This window comes from Enterococcus sp. AZ194 (assembly GCF_051713825.1).
In the GTDB taxonomy this organism is placed as follows: Bacteria; Bacillota; Bacilli; order Lactobacillales; family Enterococcaceae; genus Enterococcus_K.
Map to the genome: position 1 here is coordinate 3,972,093 of NZ_JBIOQR010000001.1, position 20,091 is coordinate 3,992,183.

Annotated in this window: 13 protein-coding genes; 7 read left to right on the plus strand and 6 right to left on the minus strand. The window is 37.3% G+C overall.

Annotated features, from left to right (window positions below):
* Positions 1 to 82: 82 nt before the first annotated feature.
* Positions 83 to 2,665, minus strand: coding sequence for a bifunctional lysylphosphatidylglycerol flippase/synthetase MprF (mprF, locus tag IGI37_RS18445; protein ID WP_438763514.1), 2,583 nt, complete (start codon positions 2,663 to 2,665; stop codon positions 83 to 85).
* A 268-nt stretch (positions 2,666 to 2,933) separates the two neighbouring features.
* Here mprF and IGI37_RS18450 point away from each other — a divergent pair, with 268 nt between their 5' ends.
* The 4 genes from IGI37_RS18450 to IGI37_RS18465 all read left to right on the plus strand — a co-directional run bounded on the left by IGI37_RS18450 (position 2,934) and on the right by IGI37_RS18465 (position 7,894).
* Positions 2,934 to 3,953 carry a LacI family DNA-binding transcriptional regulator gene (locus IGI37_RS18450; RefSeq protein ID WP_438763515.1) on the plus strand — a complete coding sequence of 340 codons (1,020 nt, stop codon included), beginning with the start codon at positions 2,934 to 2,936 and terminating at the stop codon, positions 3,951 to 3,953.
* A gap of 323 nt (positions 3,954 to 4,276) precedes the next feature.
* Positions 4,277 to 5,587 (plus strand): PTS sugar transporter subunit IIC, encoded by a 1,311-nt coding sequence (locus IGI37_RS18455; RefSeq protein WP_438763516.1) that lies wholly within the window; start codon positions 4,277 to 4,279, stop codon positions 5,585 to 5,587.
* A gap of 14 nt (positions 5,588 to 5,601) precedes the next feature.
* On the plus strand, positions 5,602 to 7,551 hold the full coding sequence (locus IGI37_RS18460; RefSeq protein WP_438763518.1) for a heparinase II/III domain-containing protein: 1,950 nt from the start codon (positions 5,602 to 5,604) through the stop codon (positions 7,549 to 7,551).
* A 16-nt stretch (positions 7,552 to 7,567) separates the two neighbouring features.
* Positions 7,568 to 7,894, plus strand: a complete 327-nt coding sequence (locus IGI37_RS18465) for a cupin domain-containing protein (RefSeq protein ID WP_438763519.1) — start codon at positions 7,568 to 7,570, stop codon at positions 7,892 to 7,894.
* Positions 7,895 to 8,020: 126 nt separating this feature from the next.
* Here IGI37_RS18465 and rny read toward each other — a convergent pair whose 3' ends face one another.
* A complete protein-coding gene (gene rny / locus IGI37_RS18470) occupies positions 8,021 to 9,577 on the minus strand; it encodes a ribonuclease Y (RefSeq protein WP_438763520.1) in 1,557 nt (518 codons plus the stop codon).
* Between the two features lie 719 nt (positions 9,578 to 10,296).
* Between rny and IGI37_RS18475 the strand changes: the two genes are divergently transcribed.
* The 3 genes from IGI37_RS18475 (at position 10,297) to IGI37_RS18485 (ending at position 14,964) form a co-directional block, all read left to right on the plus strand.
* Positions 10,297 to 12,159 (plus strand): BglG family transcription antiterminator, encoded by a 1,863-nt coding sequence (locus IGI37_RS18475; RefSeq protein WP_438763521.1) that lies wholly within the window; start codon positions 10,297 to 10,299, stop codon positions 12,157 to 12,159.
* A gap of 68 nt (positions 12,160 to 12,227) precedes the next feature.
* The gene (locus IGI37_RS18480; protein WP_438763523.1) at positions 12,228 to 14,141 is read left to right on the plus strand and encodes a PTS fructose transporter subunit IIABC; all 1,914 of its coding nucleotides are present in this window, start codon (positions 12,228 to 12,230) and stop codon (positions 14,139 to 14,141) included.
* The gene (locus IGI37_RS18485; RefSeq protein ID WP_438763524.1) at positions 14,125 to 14,964 is read left to right on the plus strand and encodes a class II fructose-bisphosphate aldolase; all 840 of its coding nucleotides are present in this window, start codon (positions 14,125 to 14,127) and stop codon (positions 14,962 to 14,964) included. Before IGI37_RS18480 ends, IGI37_RS18485 begins: the two co-directional genes overlap by 17 nt.
* A gap of 284 nt (positions 14,965 to 15,248) precedes the next feature.
* On the opposite strand, the gene recA is transcribed toward IGI37_RS18485, so the two are convergent.
* From recA to IGI37_RS18505, 4 genes are all read right to left on the minus strand, one after another.
* Complete coding sequence (gene recA, locus IGI37_RS18490; RefSeq protein WP_438763525.1) at positions 15,249 to 16,292, minus strand: recombinase RecA; 1,044 nt, start codon at positions 16,290 to 16,292, stop codon at positions 15,249 to 15,251.
* A gap of 111 nt (positions 16,293 to 16,403) precedes the next feature.
* Positions 16,404 to 17,651, minus strand: a complete 1,248-nt coding sequence (locus IGI37_RS18495) for a competence/damage-inducible protein A (RefSeq protein ID WP_438763526.1) — start codon at positions 17,649 to 17,651, stop codon at positions 16,404 to 16,406.
* A gap of 290 nt (positions 17,652 to 17,941) precedes the next feature.
* On the minus strand, positions 17,942 to 18,520 hold the full coding sequence (gene pgsA / locus IGI37_RS18500) for a CDP-diacylglycerol--glycerol-3-phosphate 3-phosphatidyltransferase (protein WP_438763527.1): 579 nt from the start codon (positions 18,518 to 18,520) through the stop codon (positions 17,942 to 17,944).
* A gap of 135 nt (positions 18,521 to 18,655) precedes the next feature.
* Entirely contained in the window at positions 18,656 to 19,570 is a 915-nt protein-coding gene (locus tag IGI37_RS18505; protein WP_438763528.1) for a RodZ domain-containing protein, read from the minus strand.
* Between the last annotated feature and the right edge of the window lie 521 nt (positions 19,571 to 20,091).

Here is a 20,091-nt window from a genome sequence, read left to right on the forward strand (position 1 = left end):
TCTATACCAAGCTCTATAAAAATAAACTTTTCCAAATGAGGGAAAGTTTATTTTTATTATAGATCACAACACTATCTGTGAGTTATAACTCAATCATTGCTTCTTCGGCAACCGTGGCTCCTTTTGTTTTGCCACGACCAATCAATAAAAGCAATTGAGCGGCTGTTAACAGAAAACGACTATCCTTCATATACGCAAAGTAACGACCCTGCCACTCATCGACATACGTATTCTTTGCTTCATAATTATCTTGGAAGCCATAAAAAGAAGTGCCATAGTTATAGATAATATGCATGACTTTTTCTTCAAAGAAAGAAAACGGCGTATCACCCACATGAACAAGTGGGGCCATGCCCAAATCAACCTTTTCTTCCCCCAGTTTTTTGTACACATCCATTAAATGAGCAATAAGAAAATCGGGTAGTGTCGCAGGTTGCCCTTTTGCTACGCGTAGAAGATCATATGAAGCGAATTGATTATTGATTGGCTGCTGGGTAATAAACCCAATAATTTTGTTCTCAGGATCCCGTGCAACACCGATACCACTTTTTTTCAGATAAGCTTCTTCAAAGCGCCCTACCGAGAAGAATTTTTCCGACTGACCGTCCAACCATTCCTCTGATATGCCAATCAATTCTTTATAAATTTCACTAGGTAATTCTGGGTAAAACGTAAATTGAATCCCCTCATTCGCTAATTTTTTCAATTCAAATGTCTCAGTAAATAAAGAACGATTGGCTGTTTGTAAATCAACGATTCCAGCTTCACCGACTTTGACAAAGTGGAAGCCTAAATCATGTAAGGCAACAATATACTGTTCTGAGATTTTATAAAAAGCCAATTGATAACCTAACTTATCTGCCTGTGTCATGAAGGAAAGAGTCGCTTCTTTCCACTTCTCTTGATTCCCTATTGGATTACCTAAAATGAAACATTTATTACCCTTCATCTGATAACCAAAGACCACTTCATCTAATCCATCTTCTTGATAATAGAAATAAAAATACCCAGGTAACTCTAGGTAATGACTCGCATTCGTCCCACCATATCGTTTAAGAAGCCTGTGAAAACGCCCTTCGTCTAATCCCTCTCCTAGTGAATAATCAGTCGTAGCTAAATACTGGTACAAGGTCACCAAAGCCAATAAAGAAACGGCCAATCCAATTAACCCAGAAAACCAAATGTCATCTGCAGGAAATAGAAAAAATTTATTCGAAATCAACTTTCCAGAAAAACCAGAGCCTTTATTACTGAAATAGCCAGCAATAGCATAGGCAATAAATAAAAAGCCAAAAAGAAAACCATCCACCATAATCGCTTCCCAAGAATAAACGAACTTCTCACGATAAAATTCTTTTCTCGAAACAAAAACCACTAGAACAATTAGTAGATAAACAACTATCAAACGGATAGAAGTTGTACGCATGATAGTATTAACAATTCCAAAGCTCAATAAAAGAATCGTTGGCCAGAACGCCTTTTTGACCTTCATTGAAAGACCTCTAGCTAGTCCCAATAACAAGAACCCGACTAATAAATTCAAGGTCTGATCTAAGAAGTTAAACGAGAACGGTAACAAGAATTGAAAAACTTTACTAATTGCCGATAGATTGGTGATTGTCGATAATAAAACCATCATGATTCCCGCAAAGTAGACAGCTGCCACCATGATGCTGTGCGCCACTTTTTGTGAATATAAGCGTGGTAAATTATCAAAGAAGCGATTAACTTTGACCCCCGCTTGTGTAATAAATAAAATAATTCCTGATAAAAAAGGCACTAGATAATAAAACAATCGATAGTATAATAACCAAACAACTGCAGTCCCTTGAGTGATTCCTAACTGACTCATTCCTAAAATCATTAAAACGTCAAACGTCCCCATTCCACCAGGGACCATTGTCAACATCCCAATCAGCGTAGCAATAATAAACATTGGGTAAATTTCGACCATTTGAATAGGAACTGCCATCAAATGCCCAATCACCAAAAAGACAAAGAGGGCACCCGACCATTGCCCAAACGAAGCACTAACTAACCCAATAATCCCTTTTGGAACAAACTCTTTAAATAAAGTTTTCCGTTTCAAGTAAACGAATAGTAGCAAAACTGGCGTCACCAAGCTGCCACCTAAAAGCCAGAACCAATAATTTAAAAAAAGGGAATTTTTATGGATAAATAAACTATCAAAAAAGGTCAGAAACGCCCATATAGATAGCCCAGATAACATAAACAACGCCACTTTTGAAACCGTCGCTAAAACTTTTTTACGATCCGTTCCCACACCATAAAACTTTGCTCGTAAACTCGCACCAATCACTCCACCAAACCCGGCTAAATTGTTAATCGTATTCGTCGTCCAAGCTGCAACAAACCAGTCTTTACGTGGCATCTTGGGTTTCCCCTCATTTTCTAACACTCGGACCGTTACCCAATCGTATAAAAGCATCGGTAAAACCCCAATTAAACCGGTCAATGTCATCACAAATAAATTGAATCTATCTTGTTGCTTCATGGTAGCAAAAACGTCATTCCAGCTCATCCCATGGGCAATATTTGCCACTTGGCTTGAAACAAAAATCAAAATAGAACCAAAAAAGATTAACTTGAGGAGGAGACTATGTTTTTTTGCTAGTTGATAAACTTGTTGCATTCTTTTTCTCACAACGCGGACTCCCTTTACAGGTTTTTCATATAGATATTTTCCATACATACCTTTTCTATTTCTTAATAGTAGCTCACTTTACTCAGATTTTCCACTGATTATGACAAAAGACAATCTATCTCCATCGCTCTACAACTTCAAAAGAATCATCATTTAACACGCACCTCATTGATACAAACTACCCATACATACTTGAAAAAATTTTGCCATTTACTTTTGAACATGATATGTTTAAAATGACAGAAAAATGTAGGAGGCAGACAATATCATGGCAGTTACTATGAAGGATGTTGCTGAACATGCTGGGGTATCGAAAAGTACCGTATCACAGTATTTGAACAATCGTTTTCAATATATGAGTGAGGAAACAAAAACAAGAATAGCAAACAGTATTTCGGAACTAAAATATACCCCGAATCAAATTGCACGTAGTTTAAAGCAAAAGAAAACAAATGTCGTTGCTGTGGTTGCTGCAACCCTTTCTTCTCGATTTACAACCGAACTAGTTAGTGCAATCGAAAAGTTTTTTTCTGAAAAAGGAGTCGATGTCATTGTAGCAAGTACCGATGACAATTCAAAAAAAGAACGAAACTACGTTGAGTCCCTAAAAGCTCGGCAAGTCGATGGCGTGATCGTCTTTCCTACAATTGAAAACCGTGATTTTTATGTAAAACTAGTTGACGAGCAGTACCCCATTGTTTTTGTGGATAGAAAAATTGAAAATGTAGCAGTTGATTCTGTTACTTTAAATAACTTTCAAGCTGGTTTTTGTGCAACTAATGCGCTCCTAACGAAAAATCATCAAAATATAGCCATTCTGACCTTTCCATTAGGTACAAACGAAAGTATCGCCAACCGAAGAGACCGCTTAAACGGGTACATTGCTGCTTTAACGCAGCAGAATATAGCGATTAACTCCGACTACATTATTCAGACGGACCGAAAAAGCGTGAATAGTCAACTAAATTCATTATTAGCACTTCCTACCCCACCCACTGCACTGGTTTTAACTAATGATATGCTCTTAGAACAAACCTTGATTTGGTCGAAACAAAATGATATTTTACTTCCTGATACACTCTCCTTAGTCGGGATTGATGATGTCTCTTTCGCTCATTTCTTTTCACCCTCGATTTCGACTGTTGAACAACCCGTTACAGAGATGGGAACTTCTGCCGCCGAACTTTTATTGAACAAAATAAATAATGAGAAAAAAAATGCAAAACCAACAAATACTGTTTATGAACCTCTATTGAATTTACGAGAATCAATTAAACAAATAGACTAACTTTCAGAAAAATTTGTTAGACCATGGTAGATAAGCGTGTAATAAAAGTTCCTACTAACTGCTGTTACATGCTTTATTTTTTTCCTCTTCTTTTCCTTTCAACGATTCCTCAGCGACTAACGCTGAACTGCAGACACACACATTCCTTTGCAACTAGCTATTTCTAATGCTCATCTACTCTAAAACTCTTCATCATTTTTTAGTTACCGCTTTCAAAAATTCTCTTGCTTTTTTATTATTTATCGAGTAAGATAATTTTACCATTTGATAAACCGGTTTAGTAAACCGAGTTATCAAATGCAAATATTTTAGGAGGAAAGAAAATGAAGACAAAAAGTAAAAGTCAGTTTGGGGATAAATTTGCAGAAATTGCGGGTAGGATTGGTGGTGAAATCCATTTACAAGCACTGCGTGACACATTTTCCATCTTAATGCCATTTTTCGTATTAGCTGGTTTGGGGACTCTACTAAATAGTGTATTATTCCCTTATATCTTTTCCGGAGACAATTTAACCAAAATACAATCTTGGGGAGCCTTATTAAATAACTCTACGCTAAATATTTGTGGTTTGCTGGTGGCGCCTATCTGTGCATACACTCTGGCACGTCATAAAAACTTTAGCAATGCTATCGGGGCCGCTGCTGTGTCAATTTCTGCCCTATTCACTTTCATGCCTATTACAAATATGATTATTCCTGTTAATATGGAAGAAGCCGTAGCTGTACAAGGGATCGTTTTATTTAAAAATCTGGGCACTCAAAGTATGTTCGCTGGTGTAATTGTTGGGTTAGTTGTTACCGAAATTTTTATGAAGTTAGCCAATATTAAAAAAATGCAAATCTCAATGGGAGAAAATGTTCCGCCGCAAGTTGCAAAATCTTTTGAAGCAATGATTCCCACTATTTTAACTATCGCTGGTTGTGCCTTGATTTCTGCTCTACTTATTGTTCTTTTAGAGAAAGATCTCATTACTTTGATTGCAACGACTATTCAGGAACCCCTACGTAAAATAAACACTAGCTTACCAGGGTTCTTACTAATTTTTACCCTTGGAAACTTATTATTTACATTTGGGATTCATCAAGCTGTGATTTTCGGAACCGTTCTTGAACCTCTTTTGATTGCCAATATCAATGACAATGCCTTAGCATTATCAAATGGACAAGTTCCACCTCATATTTTAACGAAACCATTCGTAACGGTCTTTACTCAAATGGGTGGAACCGGCTGTACCCTTTCATTATTGATTGCTATTTTAGTATTCTCTAAGTATCAAGCTAGCCGAAAAATGGGACAACTGGCTTTGGCACCTGGATTATTTAATATTAATGAACCCCTAATTTATGGTTTCCCTATCGTCTTCAACTTACCAATGATGATTCCATTTGTGGGGATTCCCTTCCTGTTTTCAATCATTGGCTACGTCTTAACCTCTATTGGTTGGGTAGCGAAAACGGTTGTCTTTATTCCTTGGATGACACCGCCATTGGTCAGTGGTTATCTAGCAACAGGTGGCGATTGGCGAGCAGTAATTATTCAGATCTGTCTAATCACATTAGGTACACTAATTTACTTACCATTCTTAAAAATAAGTGATCTAATTGCTCAAAAACAATACACTAAAGAGGAATAGAAAGAGAGTTGACTATGTTAAAAACAGATTACTTTAAAAAAAATATTCAGAATAAAGAGATTTCGTTTGCAGAATTAAAAGAAACAACCGATTCCTTTATTGAGACTTGGAAAGATGACCCAGCTTGGCTTTCCGGGTGGCGACATTATTACTTCTGTGACCAAGATGGCACATTTTTAGCTTATGATAAACAGAAACCCTTTGAACATAGATGCTCTACTTGCGGAACAATCTATACAGATGATAAAAAAAATGGCACTTGGGTGACGATTACTAGAAACCACTCACTCACTGTGATGAAGAATGCAGCTATCCTTTATTTAAAAACTGGTGAGAACCATTACCTCGCATTCGTAAAAAAGCTTCTCCTATTTTATGCGAAAAACTATCGTTCATTTGAGATTCATATCAAAAATACTATTCTACCAGATATGTCTGAATATGAACGTGTCCAAAAAGACCTAAAAGCAAACAAGGTATATTTTGATCCGAAAGACAGTGACTGGACTTTTAAGGATTACCAAATCAATTTCCAAGGCCCCGGTAAAATTATGGCTCAGGGCCTTTCCGAAGCTGTAGCGCTTATCAAAATGATGTTTATCTACACCATTTTAAATGAGCACTTCACAGAAGAGGAGAAAATCCTAATAAACGAACAGCTGCTTCTTCCTGCAGTTGAATTCTTAAATAAACAACAATTCATTGATCATAATATTACACTTTGGCGAGAAGTGGCTATTCAAATCATGCGATTAGTTTCAGGCACTTTTAACCAAGATGACTTTAAACGACCTTATGGTATTTATGAACATCTGACAAATGGTTTAACAACAGATGGTTTTTGGTATGAAGGTTCCATACACTATCATCACTATGTAATGGAAGCATTAGGGTATTTATCGCTATTTTTGAATTGGTCTGGGTACCAAGATGACCAGCTTGAAGCGGCCTGTACGAAAATGATGACGTTTAGTTATGAGCTAGCTTTCCAAAATGGTGTATTTCCTAATCCGAATGATGGATGGCCAAACGTTAATTTAAAAACCTATCTAAATGTTTTTGAACTACTAACCGCAAGCTACCCAAAAAAAAATGAGATTCAATCTATCTACCAAGAATTATTTAATCTTCCTATAAATAGAGTGGCACTTCCTATAGAGGATGAACTGTTTTTTGAAAAATGTTCAGCAACAGGCGCACTAATTTTAACTGATACGCCACATTCAGCCAAGAACAACCACAAGCCTTCGAAGTATTTTTTGGATACAAAACTGATTGTGCTACGGAATAAAAAATTCAATCTATTTTTAAAATATGGTGTAAAAACTTTGTCTCATGCACATTATGATCCTTTAACGATTGAATTTACCATAGCTAATCAGCTAGTCAGTAAAGATATCTCAAACGTAGGCTATGGCAGTGAGCTTGTTCGCCAATGGTATAACACGCCATTAGGACATAACTCAGTCATTGTAAATGAGCAACTCAATAATATCTTGTATCAATCAGAAATCATTACTAAAAATGAGCAGCAATTTTCTGTAAAAAGTAACGACATTTATCCTGCTAGTGAGATTATCCGCTCTATCGCATTAAATGACGACTCATTTGCTGTAGAGTCATTTGCTATCTGTGAAGATGCTACTACCATTGATTTTGTTCAACATATTGACCTTCCTCAAGTGCATTTCTCTATAGAAGGAACAAAAATTGATTTACCTAATGATTTTTATGCTGCACAGCTGACAAATAAAATTGTCCAAGAAATCAATTTATTAAAAATCGAGCGAGAGTTTATTGCCTATTTACCTGACAATGGGTCTTTAAATTTTGATGTTTCTGATCCTTGTACGCTTTATTTAATGCGCACAATCGGAAACCCTAGTCAGGAGTCTCGCTATACACTTGTCTTTCGTTTTAAAAATAAACCATCTGCTCACGTAAAGATGAGCTACTCAGATTAAAAGGAGTTACTACCAAATGTTAATAAAAAAAGAAGATATGATTTTTGAGTCTATTAATTCAACTACTGAACGATGCGTTGTTACCTATGGAGATGAACTTATGAGCGTGATTGTCCGCTTCCCTAAAAAAACGGAAACGCCTGATTTGCATAGTCATAAAGAAGAGCAAGTCACTTATATTCTAAAAGGTTCCTTTAAATTCTGGATTGAAGAGCAAGTCTATATTGTGACAGTGGGGGATATCTTGAGATTTGAAAGTCATCAAACACATGGTTGTATTGCTTTAGAGGATCACTCAGAATTATTAGATACCTTTGCTCCTATCCGTAAAGACTTCTTATAATATGGCTAAATGTTCCCTACAGTCTGAGGTTGGGACATAACTTGTGGAGTTATGTCCCAGCCTCTTTCATTATTTGATGAACCAAAAAAACAGAAGCCCGATTACTAAGGCTTCTGTTTCACATGACTATTTAGCGTAATCAGTGACGCGTGTCTCACGAATTACAATAACTTTGATATGACCTGGGTAATCCAAATCATCTTCAATTTTCTTACGGATATCTCTCACCAAACGTACTGTGTCTAAATCTGAAATTTCATCTGGTTTGACCATCACACGAACTTCACGCCCAGCCTGTACGGCAAAACTTGATTCAACGCCTTCAAACCCATTTGAAATATTCTCTAAGTTTTCTAAACGACGAATATAGTTTTCTAGTGATTCGCTTCTAGCACCTGGTCTTGCAGCTGATAGGGCATCTGCGGCTGCAACCAATACAGAAATAACTGAAGTTGCTTCAGTATCTCCATGGTGAGAAGCAATGGCATTAATAACCACTGAGTTTTCTTTGTATTTCGCAGCAAGCTCAGCACCAATCTCAACGTGAGAGCCTTCAATCTCGTGGTCTAACGCCTTACCAATATCATGCAATAAACCAGCGCGCTTCGCTAATTGAATGTCTTCGCCTAATTCAGCAGCCAAAACACCTGTTAACTTGGCGACTTCGATTGAGTGATTTAAGACATTTTGACCATAACTTGTACGGAAACGTAAACGACCCAAAATCTTAATTAAATCTGGATGTAAAGTATGAGCGCCTACTTCAAAAGCAGCTTGCTCTCCATACTCACGAATTCGTTCATCCATTTCTTTACGAGATTTCTCAACCATCTCTTCAATACGAGCTGGATGAATACGCCCGTCTTGAATTAATTTTTCTAAAGTCATACGTGCAATTTCACGACGAATTGGATCAAATCCAGATAATACTACCGCTTCTGGCGTATCATCGATAATCAAATCAATTCCTGTCAATGTTTCAAGGGTGCGGATATTTCGACCTTCACGACCAATAATACGGCCCTTCATCTCGTCATTTGGTAAAGTGACCACCGATACTGTCGTTTCAGATACTTGATCGGCTGCACAACGTTGAATAGCTAGAGAAAGTAAGTTTTTCGCTTTACGATCTGCTTCTTCTTTTGCTCGTTGCTCAGATTCTTTAACCATGACCGTTAATTCATGATTCAATTCCTCTTCTGTTTCTTTCATGATGACTTCTTTTGCGTCATCCTTAGATAACCCAGCAATTCGTTCTAATTCATGTTTTTGTTCTTCAATTAATTTTTCAACTTCTTGTTCTCGCTCGTCAATTAATTGCTGTCTGGCACCAAGTTTTTCTTCTTTGTCTTCCAGTGAGTTTTCGCGTTTTCCGATAGAATCATCTTTACGATCCAAAGATTGTTCTCTTTGCAGCAAACGATTTTCTTGTGCTTTAACTTCTAATTTGCTCTCTTTCAGCTCACTTTCGATTTCTGACCGATACTTTTGGTTCTCTTCCTTAGCTTCCAACAAAGCCTCTTTTTTTAGGGTTTCTGCTTCTTTGCGTGCACCTTCTAAGATACCTGCTGCAGAATTATTTGCACCGTCAATCTCTTTTGCATGACGAGATTTTTCGATGAAAAGACCTAAAACAAGGCCGACAATTAAACCGATGATAGCGAGGAGAATATAAAATCCCATTGAATCCACCTCCATACTATCTTTCTTTTTCATTTTAACTATTAATGTAGTTTTTTGATAAACTATTTTTAATTATCAATATGCCTACTTGCATATGTGTGGTTACACACTACTTTATTCTAATGTTTGTGAGGGTGAGTGTCAACTTTAATTACAGAGAGTCTTATCCGTTTTTCCTCTCAACTCCATAGAAAGAGGTTCAACGATAGATATTTTTCTCATCAAACGATTAGGCATGTTATTTTTGTCGCCATTTACTGATTTATTTCCACTTTTTTGTTATTTAAACAATTTTGTTAACCGCTATCAGAAAAAACAAGTAAATTCAATTAATAAGTAGCAGACCGAGTATCCTCTTAAAACACCTGACTCATTATTTATTACTTATTAATTAAGGCTATGATTTCTATATACTTTTCTTTCCCCTTCATTTACCTAGATATTCCAAATAGGCAGATGACAGTTTCCCCAACCTATCGATAGATATATTTAAATCATGCTAGAATAATTATACCTATGTTAGCTCCCCTCTTTACAATTGTTACTCCTTAACATAAAACGATTCAGCCATTAAAAAAAATAAAAACAGCAAAATGTAGCAAATTTTTCCATTAACTGATTCTATCTTTCAAAAAAGTTTCCGCTTACATAGGAAGAAGTTCATTATAGCAAAGGTTTTTAAAATGCACTAAGCTCAAGAAGTAGGAGATGTGATTAAAATGAGAGAAAAATATGTAAAGTTAATCGTTTCTTTGCAAGAAAAAAGGGGGTTTGTCAAAGGAAGTGAATTAGCTCAAAAACTACGTGTATCTGATCGAACGATTCGCAGTTACATCCGAGATTTGAATGAAAACTACTTGATTGATGCCAAAATAAAGAATAACAAAAATAAAGGCTATATTCTAACTGGTGAAATTAAAGAGATTCGGCGATCACAACAGATTGAATTTGAAGAGCGGGCTTTTTTCATTATTAAATATCTAATGGAAAAAAATGATTGGGTAACTTATGAAGAAATTGCTGAAGATTTGCTTTTTTCTAGCCAAACTATTCGGAATGACGTCTTAAAGATTCAGCAATTAATGGATGATCAATTACGTGATATTAAAGTTGAAAGTATCATTTTTCAGGGAATAAAACTCGTAGGAAGTGAGATAGATAAACGTTTATTTTTAGATAGTTTATCTAATCCACCTGCTCTTACAAACTCAAATTTTATTAAATCACTTTCGCACTATTTCAAAAACTGGACTACGGTAAAAGAACTGAATGATTATGTTTCCTATATTGAGCAAAATGTTGATCAGCTAAAAATTCCCTCGAATGATGAAAATTTGCTGCCGATTATTTCTTATTTAGTTATTTGTCTCAAACGAATTGAAGCGTTACATTCTATTGATGATGCTTCCCACTTACTTGATAAGTATGACATCACTCAAACAAAAGAATATTCGATTTCTAAAAAATTACTACATGGAATTGCGAAACAACGAAGCATTAATATTCCAGAAGCAGAAATAATCTATCTAAGTTTCTATTTGATGAGTCAACGTCTCCTTTTTGAGGCGACAAAGGATAATGAACCACATATACCGGAGGAAATCAAACGAAATATTACAGAGGCTCTTGTTCAATTGGAAAAAGAATATCATATGGATTTTTCAAATGACAGTCAGCTATCTTCTGGTTTAATTCTCCATCTATCACGGGATATCTATCCCTTATTATTCAATTTTTACATTGAAAATTCGTTTGTCACAACAATTAAACAAGAATATATTCAAGCTTATTATATTTCCGTCAGTTTTGCCCATCTTATCAGCCAGAAGTTAGAAATTAACATACCTGAAAATGAGATTGGCTATTTAGCCTTACATTTTGCCTCATTTATCGAAAGAAAAAACAAAAATGTTATTCAAGCAATGATTGTTTCAGGACGCAACAAGCCCGCCTCTGTTTTATTAAAAAGAGAGCTTGAACAAAAAGTAGCCGGCTTACAGATTTCGAATATTATCACATTCGAAGAAATATCTTTTTTGTCTAGTGAAACTCAACTACTAATTTCTCCTATAGAATTAAATGAAGTAACAACTATTCCTACTATACAAGTTTGCGAGCTAGCTACCGAAAAAGATATTCATAATCTAAAAGAATTAGTTAATAAGTTACTATCTAAAAAGCTTCTAAAAGTAAATTACTTTAATCGAACTTCATTAAATAAAAAGGAAAGCGTTTTAAAATATATGCTCCAAGAAATGAATATAGAGCATCTATATGAAAGTCTGATTGAAAGAGAACGTTTATCAACAACTGAAGTCGGAAATGGTGTAGCTATCCCCCACCCATTAAGTCCCAGTAATCAAAGTCAAATGAGAATCGGCATTTTGATTTTAGAAAAGCCTGTTTTTTGGGGAAGTGACGAGGTGAATCTTGTCTTTCTCGTGATACCCGGAAAAGATAAACAGGCTGAGATGAGCCAATTAATGGAGGAAATTCATCGAATCGTTATTAACAAGGAATATTTGAAACTCTTAGCAAATATCAAAACAAAAGAAGAGCTAGACACCTTTTTAGAGTCTTAAGTTCCTCTCGTAAGAAAGAATAAGCCGGCATTACCCTACGCAACTGTTACTATAAGGAGATGAAAATAATGAACATTTCAGATATGTTAACCAAAGAAACCATACAACTGAAGTTACAGGCAAAAAATAAAGTAGATGTGATTGACGAACTATCTTTACTATTGGAAAAAAATGGTAATTTGACTGATTTAGCTAACTATCAAGAAGATATTTGGGATAGAGAAAATATGATCTCTACAGAGGTCGGATCAGGTATAGCCATACCCCATGCAAAATCAAGCGCCGTAAGTAAACCTGGGATTGCTTTTGGCAGAAGTCTCGAGGGCTTTATTTATGATAATGAACGTTGCAATTTATTCTTTATGATTGCAGCTGGTGAAAAAGCCTCTAACGAACATTTGCAAACATTGTCACGATTATCCACTTTCTTAATGGATGAGGTATTTCGTGCGAAGCTCATTTTGGCCAGCACTGCTGAGGAGGTTCTTGAAGCAATCAATGAAAAAGAACAAGAAGAGATTGAGGATAAGTATGTCTCAAGCGCTCCTGATAATGAAAAAACTTTTTTAGTTGGTGTCACTGCCTGTACCGCGGGAATTGCTCATACCTATATGTCAGCGCAAGCCTTACGAGATGCAGCTGCAAAAAAAGGAATCGAAATGAAGGTTCAAACAGATGGCTCCAGTGGAACTGAAAACATGTTAACAGCTCAAGAAATTGAACGTGCTGCAGGGGTTATTATTGCCGCTGATCGCGGACTCGATTTGTCAAGATTTAATGGAAAAAAACTCGTAAAAACCTCAACAAAAAAAGGAATTAATGAGCCCGACAAATTAATCGAAGAGGTCTTAAACAAAACCAGTGTTTATGCGTCTGGTGATACGTCAGCTACTTCCTCTGACGATAGTAATAGCGATAAAAGCAGTCCTTTTGATATCTATAAACATTTAATGAATGGCGTTTCATTTATGTTGCCTTTTGTTGTAGCTGGCGGAATATTAATTGCTATTTCATTCATGTTTGGTGTGAATTCATCAAACCCAGACTCAAATCAATATAATGAATTTGCTGCTTTTCTAAATTCAGTTGGAGGAACTGCAGCTTTCGGATTAATGGTTCCTATTTTTGCTGGTTATGTAGCTTTTAGTATTGCCGACCGTCCAGGATTGGCTCCAGGTGCTATAGGTGGTATGATCGCTTATACTGGTGGCTCAGGCTTTCTTGGTGGCTTGATTGCCGGATTTTTAGCCGGTTACACTGTTCTATTACTAAAAAAAATCTTGGTAAAATTCCCCAAGTCTTTACACGGTCTTAATCCTGTTCTTCTCTTCCCTGTACTAGGTACATTAGCAACTACTCTAGTCATTCATTATGTTATTAATACACCCGTAAGTAATATGAATAATTTATTAACGAATTGGCTAAGCGACATGAGTGGTTCGAATGCCATTTTAGTAGGGGCTCTCTTAGGGGGAATCTTAGTCAGTGACATGGGAGGTCCTTTGAATAAAATTGCGTATGCATTTGGTATTCAAATGATTACCAGTGGCGTCTATGGTCCAATGGCTGCCTTAATGTGCGGTGGAATGATTCCTCCGATTGGAATCGGTTTGGCAACAACCATTTTTAGAAATAAATTTACGGCACAAGAAAGAGAAACTGGAAAAGTAGCCTACATACTAGGTGCTTGCTTTATTACAGAAGGGGTTATCCCATTTGCTGCTGCAGACCCATTACGAGTGATTCCAGCAAACATTATCGGTGCAGCAGTTGGCGGTGGACTTTCTATGGCTTTAGGAATCGAATTAACGGCGCCTCATGGTGGATTATTCGTTATTCCAATCGCCATAAACCACCCAATTATATATATTGGTTGCATTTTAGCTGGTAGCATGGTGATGGCTTTAATCGTAGGACTCACAAAAAAAACAATAATAGAAAATAAACAAACTGGAGGAATAAATAATGTTAGTAACATCTAAAGAATTATTTAAACAAGCAAGAGAAAATGGTTATGCAATCCCCGCCCCCAATTTTATCGATGTAGAATCAATGAAGGTCTATGTTGAAGTAGCTGAAGAGCTTGGTTTGCCTGTTCTTATTGCTCTAGCAGAATCTCATTTAAATCTCATTTCATTAGAGGAAGCCGCTCTAAACGGAAAACGATTAGCCGAACAGGCATCTGTACCTGTAATTTTACATTTAGATCATGGGATGACACCAAGTATAATCAAACGGGCGATTGATCTAGGTTTCTCATCTGTAATGATTGATGCTTCTCAGGATAGCTTTGAAGTAAATGTTGAAAAAACAAAAGAAATTGTTGCCTATGCCCATCCTAAAGGTGTGGTGGTAGAGGCTGAAATCGGCCATGTTGGTTCTGGCGTAAATTATGAAAACCATGAACAGACAGATTCAAAATATACAACCGTTGAAGATGCAGTCAATTTTATTAAAGCCACAAATGTTGATTCATTAGCTATTTCTATAGGAACAGCTCACGGAATGTATAAAGGGACGCCAGAAATAAACTTTGACCGTTTGAAAGAAATCTCGGCTATCGTAAAAACACCTTTAGTCCTTCATGGTGGCTCTTCTTCTGGTGATGATAACTTAAACCGTTGTGCCTCAGAAGGAATCAGCAAAATAAATATCTTTTCTGACTTAGTCAATGCAGCTATGGATGAAATCAAACGCACTGAACCAACTAACTATTTAGACGTGAAGCTAGCCGCTAATGAAGGAATGAGAAAATGCTTAACTCATTATTTCAGTGTATTTCAAACAGCCAAGTATCTAGATTAATTTGGGAAATTTTATGTCTACATCAATTACTATTTTTTAAGGCCTCGTTTGAATTCTCTCGAGCAAGGTGCAATAAAAGCTATCGATGAGAAAGCAAAACTATTGGGTCTCGAAAAACCGTTACTTGTTACAAATACCCTTTTAAGAAAGCTTGCGAAGTTTATTGAGCCAATTTTTATAGAGCAAAACAGGCTGATTCACAAAAATCGTTAACGATTTTTGTGAATCAGCCTGTTAATATTATCGCTTTAAAAGTTATCTCTGTAGCTTATTGATCTTACCTTCTACTCCTCGTCTAACGGTAGTTCTTCTTGTCCTTCTTCAACAAGTGTTGAACCATCGCCAATGCCATAAGCTTCACGGACACGAGCTGAAACTTCAGCCATCATCTCTGGATGGGCTGCCATATAGATCTTAACGTTCTCACGCCCTTGGCCAATACGGTCTTCTTTATAAGAGTACCATGCGCCACTCTTGTCCACGATATCCTTCTCAACGGCCATATCTAACAGCTCGCCTTCTTGAGAAATTCCTAGACCATACATCATATCCACTTCAGCGACTTTGAATGGTGGCGCAACTTTATTTTTTACGACTTTAATTTTTGTACGGTTTCCGACGATGTCTGTTCCTTGTTTTAATTGTTCTGCACGACGAACTTCTAAACGAATCGTTGCGTAAAATTTTAACGCACGTCCCCCCGGAGTAATCTCTGGGTTCCCGAACATTACACCAACTTTTTCACGAATTTGGTTGATAAAGATAGCAATTGTCTTCGTCTTGTTGATTGAACCTGATAGTTTACGTAATGCTTGTGACATCAAACGTGCTTGAAGCCCAACGTGACTGTCACCCATTTCTCCATCAATCTCTGCACGAGGAACTAGCGCTGCCACCGAGTCAATAACGACAATATCAACGGCCCCACTTGAAACAAGTGCGTCAGCGATTTCTAACCCTTGTTCACCTGTATCTGGTTGAGAAAGAAGCAATTCATCAATATTTACGCCCAGTTTTTGAGCATACTGAGGGTCTAGAGCATGTTCCGCATCAATAAAGGCTGCTGTTCCGCCATTTTTTTGCACTTCTGCAATCGCATGAAGCGCAACTGTTGTTTTACCAGAACTTTCTGGTCCATAAACTTCAATAATTCTTCCTCGAGGGTAACCACCCACACCTAAAGCCACATCAAGTGCTAGTGAGCCACTTGGAATCACTGAAATCTGTTGGTCAATCTTTTCACCCAGCTTCATAATAGAGCCTTTACCATAATTCTTTTCTATTCTTTTTAGTGCAGCATCTAAGGCTGCTTTACGATCATCTGCCAATCGGATAATCCTCCTTATAGTTAAACATAACGTTTACGTTTCTTTTCGATAAAACAATCATAGCTTTTTTTTTTCAAAAAATCAAGAAAAACCGAACAAATATTCGCATTTTTATTTTTCAGCTAAAAGTGCTCGCCGGATTGTATCTAAACCTCTCATCACTGCGCTTTTTTGAACATATGCGCGGTTTCGATTAAACTGATAACAACGAGCTTCTACTGAACCGTCTTTTTTGGCAAGGCCAATCCAGACGGTTCCTGCTGGCTGTCCTTCTAACTCATCCGGACCTGCCACACCAGTGAATGATAGGGCAAAATCCGTCTGTTCAAGTGCCAAAATTCCTTGAGCCATCTCTTTGGCACAGGCTTCACTGACCATCCCATGTTTTTCAATCGTTTCTTTTTTGACGCCAAGTGTTGTCACCTTTGCTTGAGGTGAGTAGGTCACCATACCTCCTGGGAAGACTTCAGAGACACCTGGCACCCCACCTAAAGTTGATTGGAACAAACCTGCCGTCAAACTTTCTGCTGCCGTAACGGTTTTCCCCGTGCTCCGTAGCAGATCCACTACAACTTCAGCGAGGCTATTCTCATCGCCATATCCGTAGAAAAACTCACCCACTCTAGCGATAATCTTTTCTTCGGTTTCTTTGAGCAAACGAGCCCCTTTCGACTCATCTGCTGTTTTTACGGTAATTCTTAAAGTGACTTCGTTTTCTTTAGCATACGGTGCAATCGTTGGATTGGTCTGTTCGTCAATCAAATCCGCTAAGTCGGTCACTAACTGAGATTCCCCAATACCATAGAAACGTAGAACGGTCGAATAAAGCTTCTCTGTTGCTGGAAAGACCTTTTCTAATTGAGGAACGGCACTTTGACGAAACATTGGTTTTAGTTCACTAGGAGGTCCTGGTAATAATAAATACGTACTATGGTCTCCTTGGTATAACGAGCCGACTGCCAAACCATTGGGATTCTGCAAAGTAATGCTGTCTTCTATCGTCAATGCTTGTTGTAAATTATTGTCAGTCATCGGACGATTTACTTTTTTGAAAAATTCTAGAAGAAGTGCGTACCCTTCTGGATCTTGAACAAGCGATTTGCCCACATGATTGGCGACAACTTCTTTGGTTAGATCATCCTCTGTTGGCCCTAAACCACCACATAAAACGATTAAATCACTTCTCTGATCTGCTAGAACTAACAGCTCCTCAATACGCCCTCTGTTATCTCCAACCACTGTTTGATAGTACACATCTATGCCTAGACCTGCTAGCTGCTCAGATAAAAATGTTGCGTTTGTATTGACCACTTGGCCTAACAATAATTCTGTTCCTACTGCAATAATCTCTGCCTTCATTTGTCTTCCTTCTTCCACAAAGTAATATACGCCTTTTAAACTTGTTTCTTTTATTTTACCAAAAAAAGAAGAGGTTGGGACAGGAGTGTCTAACTCCGAGAAATAAGAAGGAATTCACGAAAATTGCTCTTCAAATTTTTGTGAATTTCAGCTTATTTCCGAAGGAGTTGCTTCTGTGCCCACCGTTTGAATAGGAGCATGGGACATAACTTTTTGAGTTATGTCCCATGCTCCCCTTTTTCTCTGCTGGTGGTAAGTATATTTTACCGTCTCAAAACCTCATTTGTCTGCTACATGGAGCCTTTAAAGACCTCACTGTTTTTAACAAAGTAGTCTACGCCAGAATAAATGGTAAATAATAGACAGATATATAACATGATATCTGCAACCGGCACACCAATTAGGTTAAACGGTACATTTTCAATCAACAATAAAATGATGGCTACCATTTGTGTCGCCGTTTTAATTTTCCCTGGTAAGGCAGCCGCCATCACCTCGCCGCCTTCTACTAATAGTAGACGTAAGCCTGTCACTGCTAATTCTCGACAAACAATAATTGCCACAACCCAACCAGGTGCTTTGCCTTCTTCAACTAACATAATAAACGCCGTCATAACAAGCATTTTATCAGCTAAAGGATCCGCAAATTTCCCAAAGTTTGTAACTAATCCTTGTGAGCGAGCAATCTTCCCATCCAACCAGTCTGTAATGCTGGCAACCGCAAAAATAATGGCGGCGACTAAATGGGTCACAGATAAAGAAACGTCGCCTACTGTTAGACTTCCCCAATCCAAATTAAGAACTAAAATCAAGATAAACACTGGAATCATAAAAATCCGTAAAACCGTTAATTTATTTGGTAAATTCACAAAAATACTCCTCTCATGCTTTCCTATATTTTACGTGAGGAAACAAAAACTTTCCACTAAAGCCGTTTAAACTTTCTTATTTCAATCAAAACGTAAGAAAAGTTAGGCAATTTCACCTAACTTTTCCCGATTGTTTTACTGCTGATACGTAATCGTTAAGTTAACGTTTTTTCTGACCGCGGCCTTTGTTGGATTAAAGTTTACTTCTTCATTATTTGCGTTTATTTTTACATTTGCGCCTGCACCAACAATTAACGTAGCATTCGATACATTTTCTGGTAAAGTCGTTGACTGTTTCTCACCAGGCTGTAAAGTATATTGGTACACATAAGCGCCATCAATCATAACCCCAATCCAACAAGCAGCATTTTGCCCTTCAAGATCCAGTTTGATTGGTCCTTTTGCTTCAGTTACACTCATGTTTACTTCAGTTCCTGCTTCACTATCCAATGAAACCTTCATCTTTGGTTCCTCAGATTCTTTTGTCGAAGACTCTTGCGTGCTACTTTCTGAAGAGCTAGATGAGCTTTCAGTAGAAGAATTCTCTGGCTGACTTGAGCTCTCTGTTGTCTGACTCACTTCATTATCCACACTCATTGAAGAACTAGGGCTACCAATAATCGGCTCTGATTGACGATTTTGCCACGTATAATAAAAGACCACAATCAAAATGGCTAATGCCACTAACCCTAAGGCGATTGCAGGTAAACTTCTGATAAAACGACTTGGTGTATGTTCTTCTTCATAGAGGTCTTTCCTGGAACCATTCGCTAGTTCAGGTTCTGGGCGTTTAATTCGTTCTACGGGGTATAAATCCTCATCACCATTAAATACAGCGACTAAATGTTCGCCATCTTCGCCCACCGCATTCGCATATTGCCGAATAAATGCACGTACGTAAAAAGTACCAGGCAAGGTATCATAATTATCTGATTCAATCGCTTCTAAATAGCGTTTTTGAATCTTCGTCATTTGTTGAAGCTCATCTAACGAAATATTTTTATCTAAACGGGCTTGCCGCAATTTATCTCCTATATATCCATTGGCCACTCGCTCATCTTCTCCAGTCTGAATTTATTGCATATTTACTTAAGGCAACGTTTGTCATTTACTTTTTGGCTCATACTTTTACTGATTCATCGCTTTGAATCAGTTATTTATCGAGCTTATTTATAAAAATGCGCATAATAGAATATCTGTCATTCACACATGCTTTCGGGTTTCTATCCCCATTATACGCGCTGATCTACAAATTTAGCGACACATAGGCACAGGCCTTTTTTATACGTGTCGAAAAGGTCTGAACTAATTTCCGACCTCTCTAAGAATACCACAAAATATTCAACCTGAGGATAGGTTTTCTACAAGTCTAAAACGAAACTTAATCATTTTTTTGTTGTTTGTAAGAATCTATAGAAAAAATGGTCAGGAGCCTACAAATTATTTAAAAATAAAGACACTCTAGCTCGCTACTAAAAAGGATAAAAAAGAGGGCGCTCAGTGATTATCTGATAGAACGCCTTCTCTATTTTTCAATCCTTACCTAGCGCGTCTCCTTTTGTTCCAATCTC

Excerpts from the sequence above, each read along its gene's own strand:
- IGI37_RS18450 (WP_438763515.1), top strand. The coding sequence starts at position 2,934 with ATGGCAGTTACTATGAAGGATGTTGCTGAACATGCTGGGGTATCGAAA.
- IGI37_RS18455 (WP_438763516.1), top strand. The coding sequence starts at position 4,277 with ATGAAGACAAAAAGTAAAAGTCAGTTTGGGGATAAATTTGCAGAAATT.
- IGI37_RS18460 (WP_438763518.1), top strand. The coding sequence starts at position 5,602 with ATGTTAAAAACAGATTACTTTAAAAAAAATATTCAGAATAAAGAGATT.
- IGI37_RS18465 (WP_438763519.1), top strand. The coding sequence starts at position 7,568 with ATGTTAATAAAAAAAGAAGATATGATTTTTGAGTCTATTAATTCAACT.
- rny (WP_438763520.1), bottom strand. The coding sequence starts at position 9,577 with ATGGGATTTTATATTCTCCTCGCTATCATCGGTTTAATTGTCGGCCTT.
- IGI37_RS18475 (WP_438763521.1), top strand. The coding sequence starts at position 10,297 with ATGAGAGAAAAATATGTAAAGTTAATCGTTTCTTTGCAAGAAAAAAGG.
- IGI37_RS18480 (WP_438763523.1), top strand. The coding sequence starts at position 12,228 with ATGAACATTTCAGATATGTTAACCAAAGAAACCATACAACTGAAGTTA.
- IGI37_RS18485 (WP_438763524.1), top strand. The coding sequence starts at position 14,125 with ATGTTAGTAACATCTAAAGAATTATTTAAACAAGCAAGAGAAAATGGT.
- IGI37_RS18495 (WP_438763526.1), bottom strand. The coding sequence starts at position 17,651 with ATGAAGGCAGAGATTATTGCAGTAGGAACAGAATTATTGTTAGGCCAA.